General features: G+C 69.0%; 14 protein-coding genes. 7 read left to right on the top strand and 7 right to left on the bottom strand.

What is annotated here, in order from left to right:
* Positions 1–184 precede the first annotated feature (184 nt).
* On the top strand, positions 185–466 hold the full coding sequence (locus tag AA23TX_RS40215; protein ID WP_155548193.1) for a DUF3311 domain-containing protein: 282 nt from the start codon (positions 185–187) through the stop codon (positions 464–466).
* Positions 463–2,118: a monocarboxylate uptake permease MctP gene (mctP, locus tag AA23TX_RS40210; RefSeq protein WP_155548192.1), complete on the top strand. Its 1,656-nt coding sequence runs from the start codon at positions 463–465 to the stop codon at positions 2,116–2,118. Before AA23TX_RS40215 ends, mctP begins: the two co-directional genes overlap by 4 nt.
* Here the strand turns inward: mctP and AA23TX_RS40205 are convergent.
* Positions 2,115–2,729, bottom strand: a complete 615-nt coding sequence (locus AA23TX_RS40205; RefSeq protein WP_155549383.1) for a hypothetical protein — start codon at positions 2,727–2,729, stop codon at positions 2,115–2,117. The genes mctP and AA23TX_RS40205 overlap by 4 nt on opposite strands.
* A 32-nt stretch (positions 2,730–2,761) precedes the next feature.
* On the opposite strand from AA23TX_RS40205, the gene AA23TX_RS40200 reads away from it, so the two are divergent.
* Positions 2,762–3,334: a peroxidase-related enzyme gene (locus AA23TX_RS40200; RefSeq protein ID WP_155548191.1), complete on the top strand. Its 573-nt coding sequence runs from the start codon at positions 2,762–2,764 to the stop codon at positions 3,332–3,334.
* Here the strand turns inward: AA23TX_RS40200 and AA23TX_RS40195 are convergent.
* The 3 genes from AA23TX_RS40195 to AA23TX_RS40190 form a co-directional block, all read right to left on the bottom strand.
* A complete protein-coding gene (locus AA23TX_RS40195) occupies positions 3,331–4,260 on the bottom strand; it encodes a bifunctional helix-turn-helix transcriptional regulator/GNAT family N-acetyltransferase (RefSeq protein WP_155548190.1) in 930 nt (309 codons plus the stop codon). The two genes, AA23TX_RS40200 and AA23TX_RS40195, sit on opposite strands and share 4 nt — an antisense overlap.
* Before the next feature lie 232 nt (positions 4,261–4,492).
* Positions 4,493–4,642 carry a hypothetical protein gene (locus AA23TX_RS49820; RefSeq protein ID WP_196425803.1) on the bottom strand — a complete coding sequence of 50 codons (150 nt, stop codon included), beginning with the start codon at positions 4,640–4,642 and terminating at the stop codon, positions 4,493–4,495.
* A gap of 261 nt (positions 4,643–4,903) precedes the next feature.
* Positions 4,904–6,094 (bottom strand): ATP-binding protein, encoded by a 1,191-nt coding sequence (locus tag AA23TX_RS40190; protein ID WP_155548189.1) that lies wholly within the window; start codon positions 6,092–6,094, stop codon positions 4,904–4,906.
* A 115-nt stretch (positions 6,095–6,209) separates the two neighbouring features.
* Between AA23TX_RS40190 and AA23TX_RS40185 the strand changes: the two genes are divergently transcribed.
* Entirely contained in the window at positions 6,210–6,704 is a 495-nt protein-coding gene (locus AA23TX_RS40185; RefSeq protein WP_155548188.1) for a hypothetical protein, read from the top strand.
* Between the two features lie 59 nt (positions 6,705–6,763).
* Here the strand turns inward: AA23TX_RS40185 and AA23TX_RS40180 are convergent, their stop codons facing one another.
* Positions 6,764–7,498, bottom strand: coding sequence for a MerR family transcriptional regulator (locus AA23TX_RS40180; RefSeq protein ID WP_155548187.1), 735 nt, complete (start codon positions 7,496–7,498; stop codon positions 6,764–6,766).
* 177 nt (positions 7,499–7,675) lie between these two features.
* On the opposite strand from AA23TX_RS40180, the gene AA23TX_RS40175 reads away from it, so the two are divergent.
* Positions 7,676–8,215, top strand: coding sequence for a DoxX family protein (locus tag AA23TX_RS40175; RefSeq protein WP_155548186.1), 540 nt, complete (start codon positions 7,676–7,678; stop codon positions 8,213–8,215).
* 50 nt (positions 8,216–8,265) lie between these two features.
* Here the strand turns inward: AA23TX_RS40175 and AA23TX_RS40170 are convergent, their stop codons facing one another.
* Entirely contained in the window at positions 8,266–9,570 is a 1,305-nt protein-coding gene (locus tag AA23TX_RS40170) for an acetyl-CoA C-acetyltransferase (protein ID WP_155548185.1), read from the bottom strand.
* Between the two features lie 91 nt (positions 9,571–9,661).
* On the opposite strand from AA23TX_RS40170, the gene AA23TX_RS40165 reads away from it, so the two are divergent.
* Positions 9,662–10,996 (top strand): 3-oxoacyl-ACP reductase, encoded by a 1,335-nt coding sequence (locus tag AA23TX_RS40165; protein WP_155548184.1) that lies wholly within the window; start codon positions 9,662–9,664, stop codon positions 10,994–10,996.
* A gap of 1 nt (position 10,997) precedes the next feature.
* Positions 10,998–11,831 (top strand): MaoC family dehydratase, encoded by an 834-nt coding sequence (locus tag AA23TX_RS40160; RefSeq protein ID WP_155548183.1) that lies wholly within the window; start codon positions 10,998–11,000, stop codon positions 11,829–11,831.
* On the opposite strand, the gene AA23TX_RS40155 is transcribed toward AA23TX_RS40160, so the two are convergent.
* Entirely contained in the window at positions 11,823–12,479 is a 657-nt protein-coding gene (locus AA23TX_RS40155; RefSeq protein ID WP_155548182.1) for a TetR/AcrR family transcriptional regulator, read from the bottom strand. The genes AA23TX_RS40160 and AA23TX_RS40155 overlap by 9 nt on opposite strands.
* Positions 12,480–12,512: the final 33 nt, after the last annotated feature.

Below are 12,512 nucleotides of genomic sequence, written 5' to 3'. Positions count from 1 at the left end.
TTGCCCCTTATCGGGTTTTCGCGTGCGGAGTCCGGCTATTGATATAGGCCGGGTGAGGGCGGGGCAACCGACGTTGGTCGGCAACGCGGACCGTGGCGATCAAATCGATATCGGACAGACGTGACTCCCTGTCACCCAGGTTCTAAGGTCAGGCGGTCGGTTACGGGAGTGTTAGGTGAGGTCGATGTCGACTGAAAAGCACGACGGAAAGGTGCGCGGGCTGCGGTTCAGCCCGTGGAACCTGCTCCTGATCGTCCCGCTGCTGGTCCTGGTCACGCCACTGTTCAACATGGACGGTCCGCGGCTGTTCGGGATGCCGTTCTTCTACTGGTTCCAGTTCCTCTTCGTCGCGGTCGGCGTCCTCAGCACCTGGATCGTCTACCTGATGACGCGGGACAAGCGGCCGGCCGGTGACGCCCCGGACAAGCTGAGCGTCGACGACCTGGACGAGGGGGACGCTCGATGAGCAACCTGCAGTGGCCCGAACTGATCATCTTCACGATCCTGTTCCTGCTGGTCACCGTGCTCGGGTTCATGGCGGCGCGCTGGCAGCGCGGCGGCGGGCTGGACCACCTGGACGAATGGGGTCTCGGTGGTCGCAAGTTCGGCTCGTGGATCACCTGGTTCCTGCTCGGCGGTGACCTCTACACGGCGTACACCTTCGTCGCGGTGCCCGCGCTGGTGTTCAGCGCCGGCGCCCTCGGCCTCTACGCGCTGCCGTACACGATCGTCGTCTACCCGATCGTGCTGCTCCCGGCGCTGCGGATGTGGTCGGTGTCGCGGGTGCGTGGCTACGTCACCCCGGCCGACTTCGTGCGCGGCCGCTTCGGCTCGCCGATCCTCGCGCTGCTGATCGCCATCACCGGCATCGTCGCGACCATGCCGTACATCGCGTTGCAGCTGGTCGGCCTCGAAGCCGTGCTGCGGACGATGGGCATCAACGGCTCCGGCATCGTCGGGCACCTGCCGCTGCTGATCGCCTTCATCATCCTGGCGGTCTACACCTACCAGTCCGGCCTGCGGGCGCCCGCGCTGATCGCGTTCGTCAAGGACATCCTGATCTACATCGTCATCCTCGTGGCGATCATCTACCTGCCCTCGAAGCTGGGCGGCTGGTCGCACATCTTCGACGCGGCGGCGAAGAAGCTCGGCACGCCGAACCCGGCCACCGGCAAGCCGGCCGGCTCGATCCTGCTGAACGCCAACAACCAGCTGCAGTACGCGACGCTGGCGCTGGGATCGGCGCTCGCGCTGTTCCTGTACCCGCACTCGCTGACCAGCGTGCTGGCCTCGCGCGGCCGCAGTGTCATCAAGAAGAACATGGTCGCGCTGCCGGCGTACTCGCTGGTGCTGGGCCTGCTGGCGCTGCTCGGGTACGTCGCGATCACGGCGGGCGTCAAGCCGCTGACGAACGCGGCCACCGGCAAGGCGGACGGCAACACGATCGTCCCGGTGCTGTTCGACAGCCAGTTCTCGTCGTGGTTCGCCGGCATCGCGTTCGCCGCGATCGGCATCGGTGCGCTGGTGCCGGCCGCGATCATGTCGATCGCCGCGGCCAACCTGTGGACCCGCAACATCTACAAGGAGTACATCCGCAAGAACGCGACACCGGCCGAAGAGGCGAAGCAGGCCAAGCTCGCTTCGCTGGTCGTGAAGCTCGGCGCGGTGGCCGTGATCATCCTGATCGACCCGCAGTTCTCGATCGACCTCCAGCTCATCGGCGGCGTGCTGATCCTCCAGACGCTGCCGGCCGTGGCGCTCGCGCTGTACACGCGCTGGTTCCACCGCTGGGGCCTGATCGCGGGCTGGGTCGTCGGCATCGGCTGGGGCCTGATCATGCTGTACGGCATCCCCAACCCGGCCAACGGCAAGCTCCACTTCGGCGGGTCGGCGCTGTCGCTCGGCAACCTGTCGATCTTCGGCTGGCACCCGTTCGCGGGTTCGGCGGTCCAGATCTACGTCGGCTTCGTGGCGTTGATCGCCAACTTGGTGGTCGCCGCGATCGTCACGGTGATCGCGCGGCGGATGAAGGTGTTCAACGGCACCGACGAAACCAACGCCGAGGACTACCACGCCGACGAGAACGACAAGGACCTGCGCCCCATCGGGGTCCACTAGTCCACAATGGACAGCTTGCGGACCATCGTCCGCGAGACGAGGTAGAGCACCACGCCGTTGAGCAGGTGCCAGAGGAAGTGCGTGCCGGCCGGGACGTAGTCGCAGACGTCCCGGTCGAGCGTGCGCAAGCTCAGCGACAGCGCGAAAACCGCACCGGCCACGGCGAAGTGCGTCCAGTACGCGTCACGGCGGAAAGCCAGCAGCGCGGCGAACGCGAACAGCCCGACCAGCGCGGACAGGTAGAGCCCACCGCCGAGCAACGCCGTCACAGCGGTCAAGGCGAGGAACGCGGGCGCGGCGAGCCACGCGAGTTTCGCGCGCACGCCGAAGAACACCCGCGCGAACAGCACGGCGTAGACCAGCACGAACACGAGGATGAACAGCGAGTCCCCGGCCGCGGCCCAGCGCGTCGCGACCAGGTGGAACACCGTGCTGGCGGCGAAGACCAGTCCGATCAGGACGGCGAGCAGCCGCCCGGTCCGGTTCCCGCCGGCCAGCCGCCAGACCAGCACGGCGGCGAGCAGAAAGGCGAGGTTGCTGAGACTGTTGAGCGGCTCACCCCAAAGCCCGGGCCCGACGCGTTCGCAGTACCCGTCGACGTAGTCCGTCACGAGCACAGCCAACCACGACTAGCGTGCGGGGTATGAGCGACGTGAGCCGGTTTCCGGTGGTGGAACTCGAAGACCTGCCCGACGACCTTCGCGAGCGCGTCGGCGCGATCGCGGAAAAGTCCGGGTTCGTCCCGAACATCTTCCGCGCCCTCGGTCACCGCCCGGCCGAGCTGCGCGCCTTCCTCGACTACCACGACGCCCTCATGGAACGCTCCGACGGCTTGAGCAAGGCCGAGCGAGAGCTCGTCGTCGTCGCGACGTCCGGCGCGAACCACTGCACCTACTGCGTCGTCGCGCACGGGGCCATCCTGCGCATCCGCGCCAAGGACCCCGAGCTGGCCGACCGCGTGTCGAGCAACCCGTGGCAGGTCGAGCTGGACGAGCGCGGCCGCGCGATCGTCGACCTCGCGCTCGTCCTCGCGCGGGACTCCGCGTCGTTCGGCGAAGGCGACCTCGAAGCCGCGCGCGCCGCCGGTCTCACCGACGACGAGATCTGGGACGTCGGCGCGATCACGGCGTTGTTCGCGATGTCGAACCGGCTCGCGCACCTGACCGCGTTGCGCCCGAACCCGGAGTTCCACCTGCTCGGCCGCGTGCCGCGCTAGAACTCGAGGCGCCAGGTCTCGTCGGTCAGCTTCGGGCCCCAGTCGTCGAAATCCTCTTCGTGGACCAGCTCGAACCCGGCCGCGCGGTAGATCGCCCGCGCGGCGGTCAGGATCGACACCGTCGACAGCTCCATCCCCCGGTAGCCGTGCGCCCGCGCGAACTCGACGCACTCGGTGACCAGCCGCTTGCCGACGCCGTGGCCGCGCGCCGACGGCTCGAGCAGCAACAGCCGCAGCTTCGCGGTGTCCGCGTCCGGCCCGCGGGTGCACGCGATGCCGCCGACGCGCTCGCCGTCGAGCTCGGCGATCCAGAACGCCTGCCGCGGGTCGTCGCGCCGCTCGACGAAGTCGGCGACGATGCGCGCGACGAGACCCTCGAACCGGTCGTCGAAGCCGTACTCGCGGCCGTAGAGCGCGCCATGCCGCTCGATCACCCAGCCCAGGTCACCCGGTCGTGGTGGACGCAGCACGAGCACCGGGTCGCGACGCCGCTCGCCGACGAGGTCGCCGATCGTGCGCATCGCGGCCAGGAGGCGCTGCTGGTCTTCGTCGGCGAAGCGGCGCAGCAGTCCGCCGATCTGCTCGGTGGACCGGCGGTTGAGGACGGCGAACGCGTCTCGGCCGGCCGCCGTCGGGCGCACGAGCTGGCGGCGGGCGTCCTCGTCGGACCGTTCGCGCGAGATCAGCCCGCGCGACTCGAGGCGGGCGAGGAGCCTGCTGGCGTAGCCGGCGTCGAGGTCGAGGCGCTTGCGCAGGTCGGTCACCGGCAGCGGGTCCTGGTGGGCGAGCTCGAAGAGCACGCGGGCTTCCGGCAGCGAGTACTCGGCGTCCGCGGGTCCTTCGTCGAGCACGCCGATGACCCCGGTGTAGAGCCGGTTGAAAGCACGGACCGCGGCCACGCGGTCGGCCGCCTGCGCGTTGTTCATTGACCACCTCAACCAACTTGTTGACGAAGTCAAAGAATACTGCGGGAGCCGGCGGCGGCAAGTGATTTCCGGACCCCGGACATGGGAAACCCCGCGATGCTGCCAGGTCGGGGGTCCGCCAGCATCACGGGGTCGTAGGGGGTATCGACGCCCCTTGGGGCGGCGTTACATCTTCAGCCCTTTGTGGCATAGGTCACTCGAATGGGTGACCGCCGAGGGGTGAAGAGGGGGTTCAGCGCATGTAGCCCGAGCGAGCCTGCGCGATCGCGATGAGCTCCTGACGGACCGTCGCGGTCGCGGCGGTGTCGATCGCGCGGTTCAGCGACCGGCGAGTGCGAGCCTCGGCGCGACGAGCACGGAGCTTGGCGGCGATGTTGTTCATCGGTTTCTGCATCCCCTTCGGAGGGTCTTGGTGGCTTGTGCCTCTAGTATGCACCTTTTTTCACAAGGATTCCAACGAATGTCCGGTGACTTGGCACACTAGCCGATGAATCATCGGCAAATCTGGGTATCGACCGGAGGGATCGGGGGTGGCCGCGGTCACCGTGAGGCAACCCGCTAGAACTCTCTAGGAAAATATAGTGATTTTCACATACTCACTTAGGGACGCTCATAGAGCGCGAGACAGCCGGAAAAGCCCAGGTCAGTCGCGGCCGAGCAGGTAGTGGCCGAAGTGCGGCACGGTGAAGGCGATCTGACCCCGCTCGGCGGAGTAGACGAGGCCCTTCTTCATCAGGCTGTCGCGGGCCGGCGACAGCGAGGACGGCTTCCGTCCGAGGAACACGGCGACGTCGGCGGTGCCGGCGGGCTCGTCGCGTCCCTGGGTCAGCTCGGCCATCGCCTGCAGGTACTCCCGCTCGGCGGGCGTCGCGCGTTCGTAGCGCGAACCGAAGAAGCCGACGGCCAGCTCGGACTCCGCCTCGGGCGCCGCGACCTGGACGTCCTTGACCGTGATCGGGTCGGACGGCGCCGCGTCCCAGGCCGCCTTGCCGTAGGCCTGGATGAAGTACGGGTAGCCGCCCGAGGCGTCGAAGAGGGCGTCGAGCGCTTCCGGCTCGATGCCGGCGTCCTCGCGTTCGATCGGCGCCATCACCGCGAAGTCGGCGTCTTCGCGGTCGAGCCGGTCGATGCGCGCGTAGCGGAAAAGACGTTCGGAGTAGGACTTGGACGCCGAGAGCACGGCGGGCACGTGCGGCAGCCCGGCACCGACGACGACGAGCGGCGCGCCGGACTGCGAGAGCTCGTGGCAGGCCGCGCACAACGCGGAGACGTCGTCGGGCTGCAGGTCCTGGATCTCGTCGATGAACACCGCGACGCCGGTCCCGACGTCCGCGGCCAGCTCGGCGACGTCGGTGAACAGCTCGACGAGGTCGATCTCGATGTCCCCGGAGTCCGCGCGGCCCTGCGCGGCGGGCACGTCGATGCCCGGCTGCCAGCGGTCTCGCAGCTTCGCGTCGGCTTTGTTGGCCCGCAGCGCGAACGCCTTGAGCACGCCGAGCACCTCCTCGACCCGGTCCGGCGCCCGGTGCCGCACGGCGAGGTCCCGGATGGCCCGGTGCAGCGCGGCGGACAGCGGCCGCCGCAGCTCGGCGTCCGGCCGCGCTTCGATCTTCCCGGCACCCCACTTGTGCCGCACGGCCATCGCCCGCAGCTCCCCGAGGAGCACGGTCTTCCCGACCCCACGCAGCCCGGTGAGCACGAGACTGCGTTCGGGTCTCCCCCGCGCAACCCGCTCCAGCACCACTTCGAACGCCTTGAGCTCACGCTCGCGCCCGGCCAGCTCAGGCGGCCGCTGCCCGGCGCCCGGCGCGAAGGGGTTGCGGATGGGGTCCACTCTGCCAAGTTATCGACGTATCTAGCGCGAGCCCGATATTCCGCCATAGACGCCTAGGCGTGTCGCCGAGGTTCGACCGGATGGCCGTACTGGCCCGCCCGTCTACAGTTCCAGCGTGAGCTGGATCACTCCGATAGTCGGACTGCTGGGCACGTTCCTCGGCGCGTTCATCACCTGGTGGACCGAGCGGCGGCGATGGCGGCGAGAGCAGCATGCCAAGCGAGTTGAGCTTCGCCGCGTCATTTACGGCGATTATCTGGCGGCGCTCCACGCTGCCAGTGAGGGCATCCGTGAGGTTTCAGAGACCGATGAGGCGGCGGAATCCCGATTGGTGGCCTCCCGCGAAGCGTTCCGTGTCGGCAAGATCTACGCCGTGCGGGAGCAGGTCGAGTTGCTTGCGCCAGACGAGGTGGTCAAGGTCGCGAAGCTGGCATTCAGGCAGCTCCGCGCGCTGCGAGACCTCGCTGGCGCCGAGGAGCCGCGAAAGAGCCGACACTACAACCCGGTGCTCGTCGAGTACGGGGTCATTCTGGAACGACTGCGTAATCGCATGCGCGAAGACCTCGACATGCCGGCCATCGTCGTCCGGAAGTCCGAAGCCGCTACATAGAGACGAACAGGTCTGCAGCCCTGCTCGTCCCTACCCCCAGCGCGCACTACGACGTCGCGCTAGTCGCTCAGGTTCCGTTCCGCGTAGATCTTCATCGCGTCGCGGACGAATTCCGCGCCCGCACCCTCGAACCCGTAACGCGGATCGTCGACGTACAGCCGGCCCAGGCCCGCGAAGTACCCCGCGGACACCGACGACACAGCCGGCTTCAGCCACGCGTGCAGCCGGCGCGTGATCGCCTGGACCTCGTCGGAGTCCGCCGTGAGCCCGGCCGCGTGGGCCGATCCGAACGCGGCGGCGATGTCCCGCTGCTCCAGCTGGTGGGCCTTCTTCTCCTCGGCCGACAGTGAGCGCCACCACTCGTCGCTCGTCCGGTACGCCGATGCGCCCCAGCGCTCGGTGACCTCCTTTTCGTAGCGGGTGTGGTCGAAGCCGTCGAAGACTTCTTCTGCCATCAGTCGTTCACCTCCCTTCAGTTTCCGTAGCGTCGTCCGGACCGAATCGATCTGCCGTCCGATCCGCCGCTGCTCCTGTTCGAGCAGCTCCAGGTGGGTCTCGAGCGCCGCGACGCGGTCGCGTTGCCCGTCCAGGACCTCCGCGATCGCCGGCAGCCCGAGGCCGAGTTCGCGCAGCAGCAGGATCCGCTGCAGCCGGACGAGCGCCTGCTCGTCGTAGTAGCGGTAGCCGTTGCTGCCGACGCGGCTGGGCTCGAGCAGGCCGACCGCGCCGTAGTGGCGCAGCGTCCGGCTCGTCGTCCCGGCCGAGCGGACGATGTCCTGGATCGACCACTCCATGCCGTCGACGATAGAAGTTGACGTCACGTCAAGGTCAACCGCTAAAGCTTTCTAGTGCTCTCTAGCAATACCGCGAGATTCGCGCAGAAACACCGATGAGGGTTCGACGGCGGGACGAGCGGGCACTCAGCGAGTAGGTTCGACCAGGCAGCGGCCCGTACGAGGAAGGCAACGACCGTGATACTCCGTCGACTGGCACGTCCCCTGCTGGCAGCGATATTCGTGAGCGGCGGGATCAATGCGCTGAGGCACGCCGAGGGGCACGCGAAGGCGGCGGAGCCGTTCCTCAAGGGCGCGTTCGACAAGGTCGGTGACGTCGTCCCGGAGCAGGTTCCGCGCGACCCGGTGACGCTCGTCCGCATCGACGCCGGGGTGAAGATCGGCGCCGGTCTCGCGCTCGCCACCGGGAGGGCCCCGCGGCTCGCGGCCGGGCTCCTGCTCGGCAGCCTGGTGCCGACGACGCTCGCCGCGCACAGCTTCTGGACCATCAAGGACCCGGGCGAGCGCCAGCAGCAGCAGATCCAGTTCTTCAAGAACGCGAGCCTGGCCGGTGGCCTGCTCCTCGCGGTCAGCGACACGCACGGGAAGCCGTCGGCGGCTTGGCGCGCGCGTCACGCCGCGAAGGACGTCGGCGTCGCGGCCGGGAAGCTGAGCCGCAAGGCCGAGAAGCGCGCGAACAAGCTCGCGAAGCGCGCCCAGAAGGCGCTCCCCAACTAGAACGCGAAAAGGGCCGCCCCCGCGAGCGAGGGGCGGCCCTTTTTCGTGCGCTACTTCTCGAGGATCGCGGTGACGCCCTGGCCGCCGGCCGCGCAGATCGAGATCAGGCCGCGGCCGGACCCCTTCTCGTGCAGCAGCTTCGCCAGCGTCGCGACGATCCGGCCGCCGGTCGCGGCGAACGGGTGCCCGGCCGCCAGCGACGAGCCGTTGACGTTCAGCTTCGCCCGGTCGATCGCGCCGAGCGGCGCGTCCAGGTCCAGCTTCTCCTTGGCGAACGCCGGGTCCTCCCACGCCTTGAGCGTGGCCAGCACCTGCGACGCGAACGCCTCGTGGATCTCGTAGAAGTCGAAGTCCTGCAACGAAAGCCCGGCGCGCGTGAGCATCCGCGGCACGGCGTACGCGGGCGCCATCAGCAAGCCCTCTTCACCGTGGACGTAGTCGACAGCGGCGGTCTGCGAGAACGTCAGGTACGCCAGCACCGGCAACTGGTGCGCCTTCGCCCACTCGTCGGTGGCGAGCAGGACGGTCGACGCGCCGTCGGTCAGCGGCGTCGAGTTGCCCGCGGTCATCGTGCCGCCGGGGCCGCCGAAGGCCGGCTTGAGCTTGGCGAGCTTCTCCGCGGTCGAGTCCGCGCGCAGGTTCTGGTCGCGCGCGAGCTTGAGGAACGGCGTCACGAGGTCGTCGAAGAACCCGCGGTCGTACGCGGCGGCGAGGTGCTGGTGGCTGGCCGCGGCCAGCTCGTCCTGCGCCTCGCGGGTGATCTCCCAGATCTTCGCGGTGAGCGCGGCGTGCTCGCCCATCGACAAGCCGGTCCGCGGCTCTTCGTTGCGCGGGATCGCCGGGACGATGTGCCCGGGCCGGATCTTCGCGACGAGCTTGAGCCGGTCGCCGAGCGTCTTGGCGGAGTTGAGCTGGATGAGGATCTGCCGCAGGTCCTCGTTGACGGCCAGCGGCGCGTCGCTCGTGGTGTCGACGCCGCCGGCGATGGCCGAGTCGATCTGGCCGAGCGCGATCTTGTTCGCGACGTTGATGATCGCCTGGAGGCCGGTGCCGCACGCCATCTGGACGTCGGACGCGGGCGTCGCGGGCGACAGCTTGCTGCCGAGCACGCTCTCGCGGGCCAGGTTGAAGTCCTTCGAGTGCTTGAGCACGGCGCCGGCGGCGACCTCGCCGATCACCTCGCCCTGCAGCGAGAACCGGCTGACCAGACCGTCGAGCGCGGCGGTGAACATGTCCTGGTTCGACGCCTTCGCGTACGGGCCGTTCGACCGCGCGAAGGGGATCCGGTTGCCCCCGATGATGGCGACCTTGCGCACGGAGGGCGCCTGCTTCGGTTGCTTCTGCCTGGGGGGCATGTCTCCACCTCTCGGTCGTGTCTCTCACACTGTAACCTACTAGCGAGTAGGTTAGACTGCGACGTGACGCAGACTGCACGGGAGGCAATCGATGGCTGACAGGTACCAGCAGTTCACGAAAACCCCGTTGGGGAAGTTCGTGGTGCCGAAGCTCGGCTTGCCCAACCCCGCCACGCTGCGCCGGTACAAGCCCGGGCAACCCGCCCTCGAGGGTCCCGCACTTCTCGGCGCCGCGCCTGGTAGCCGGCTGGAAAAGACCCTTAAGGATCAACTGGCCGACGCGGGCATCGACGTCGTCACGTCGGCGGGTGACCGGCACGCGGCGCTCGTCTTCGACGCCACCGGCGTCACCGACCCTTCGCGCCTGCGCGAGGTCTACGACTTCTTCCACCCGGTGATCCGCAGCGTCGGGCCGTCCGGCCGGGTCGTCGTCCTGGGCACGCCGCCGGAGCAGGTCGAGGGCCGCGAGCGGATCGCTCAGCGCGCTCTCGAAGGCTTCGTGCGCTCCGTCGGCAAAGAGCTGAAGCGCGGCGCGACGGCTCAGCTCGTGTACGTCGCCGAAGGGGCCGAAGAGGCTACGGAGTCGACGCTGCGCTTCCTGCTGTCCGCGAAGTCGGCGTTCGTCGACGCGCAGGTGATCCGGATCGGCGCCGAAGGCAAGACGGCTGTCGCGCCCGCGAACTGGGAGAAGCCCCTCGACGGCAAGGTCGCGCTGGTCACGGGCGCGTCCCGCGGCATCGGCGCGGCGATCGCCGAGGTGCTGGCCCGCGACGGCGCGCACGTCGTCGCGCTCGACATCCCCGCTCAGGGCGCCGACCTGTCGAAGGTGGCGAACAAGATCGGCGGGTCGTCACTGCAGCTCGACATCACTTCGCCGAGCGCGCCCGCGAAGCTCGCGGAGTACCTGAAGGAGCGTCACGGCGGTGTCGACGTCGTCGTGCACAACGCGGGCATCACGCGCGACAAGACGCTCGGCAACATGAGCGAGAGCGCGTGGGACTCCGTGATCGCGGTGAACCTGGCGTCGCAGCTCGCGGTGAACGACAAGCTGCTCGGCGATCGCGTGCTGAACGAGAACGGCCGCATCATCGGCGTCTCGTCGATCGCGGGCATCGCCGGCAACGTCGGCCAGGCGAACTACGCGACGTCGAAGGCGGGCGTCATCGGCATGGTGAACGTCGGCGCGCCGCAGCTCGCGGCGTACGGCGGTACGATCAACGCCGTCGCGCCCGGGTTCATCGAGACCAAGATGACCGCGGCGGTCCCGCTGTTCATCCGCGAGGCCGGCCGCCGGCTGTCGAGCCTCGGCCAGGGCGGCCTGCCGGTCGACGTCGCCGAGACGATCGCCTGGTACGCGAACCCGGCGTCGGCCGCCGTGAACGGCAACGTGGTCCGCGTCTGCGGCCAAGCCCTGCTGGGGGCGTGAGGTGGCGATCCGCGAACTCGACAGCACGCCGAGCCTGGCGACGCTGTACCCGAAGGCCCTGCTCGGTTTTCGCAAAACGGGATCTTCGCTGCCCGACACGGAGCTGGTGCGCACAGGCGTCGTCGTCGACCCGGCGCACCTTGCCGCGTACAACACGGTCTGCGGGTTCCGGCTGAGCGACGAGCTGCCGGCGACCTATCCGCACATGCTGGCGTTCCCGCTGCAGATGGCGCTGATGACCGAGTCGGGCTTTCCGTTCCCGCTGCTCGGCATGGTGCACGTGGCGAACCGGATCACCCAGCGCCGCGCGTTGCGCCTGGGCGAGCCACTGACGATCCGGGTGCGCGCGGAGAACCTGCGCCCGCACGAGAAAGGCCGTCAGTTCGACGTCGTCAGCGAAGCATGGGCCGGCGACGATCTGGTGTGGGTCGACGTGAGCACGTACCTGCGTCGCTCGGGCGCGTCCGGCGCTTCCGCCCGCCGCGAGCAGCTGGCGCCGCCGACGCCGGACGCGATCTGGCGAGTGCCGGGCGACATCGGCCGCCGCTACGCCGAGGTTTCGGGTGACCGCAACCCGATCCACCTGCACCCGCTGACGGCTCGCCTGTTCGGCTTCCCGCGCGCGATCGCCCACGGGATGTGGACGAAGGCCCACGCGCTGGCGGCGTTCGAGGGCCGGCTGCCGTCGGCGTTCACGGTGGACGTCCGCTTCAAGCAGCCGGTGCTGCTCCCGGCCAAGGCGGGCTTCACGACGTGGGCGGACGGCGACGGCTGGGCGTTCGAGCTGTGGAGCAAGGCGAAGCCGCACCTGGAGGGCACGATCACCTCACTCTGACGGCTTCCAGACCTCGCCCTCGATGAGGTCGTTGAAGCCGAGCCAGACGAGGTTCATCAGCCACGACGCGAGCACGCCGTCGGAGATGTCGGGGTGGTCGAGGGCCCAGTCGGCCAGCGACTCGGCCGCCCCGACCAGGGCCGCGGACAGGCCTTCGCCGGAGAACTCGGCCTGCTCGCCGACGCCCTTGCGGGTGCCCGCGGACACGACGAGCGCCGCGACCAGCTGGATCGCGCGCGCCCGCATGTCGGTGATCTCCGCGGCGAACGCGCCACCGACGGTCAGTGCCTGGCGGTGCAGCACCGTCCACGACTCGCGGTACTCCGAGACGAAGCGGTAGAACGAGCGCAGGCCGTGCCAGAGCTGCATGTCCGGCGGCAGGTCGGGCTGCACGCCGGCCTGGATGGCCTCGAGCAGCCGCGTCGCCTCGCGGCGGATGCACGCACCGAACAGGTCCTCCTTGGACCCGAGGTAGGTGTAGATCATCGGCTTCGAGACGCCGGCGACGTCGGAGATCTCGTCCATCGAGGCCGCGTGGTAGCCGTGGCGCGAGAACACCTGGACGGCCGCGTCCAGGATCTGCCGCTCGCGCACGGCGCGCGGAAGCCGCCGGGCCCGCTCGGGCGGACGCTGATCATCCTCTGACACGCTGGACCTCCCTGTTGCTGCCCGGAGACGGTA

This window comes from Amycolatopsis camponoti (genome assembly GCF_902497555.1).
Classification (GTDB): Bacteria; Actinomycetota; Actinomycetes; order Mycobacteriales; family Pseudonocardiaceae; genus Amycolatopsis; species Amycolatopsis camponoti.
This window is presented reverse-complemented; position numbering and strand designations above follow the sequence as displayed.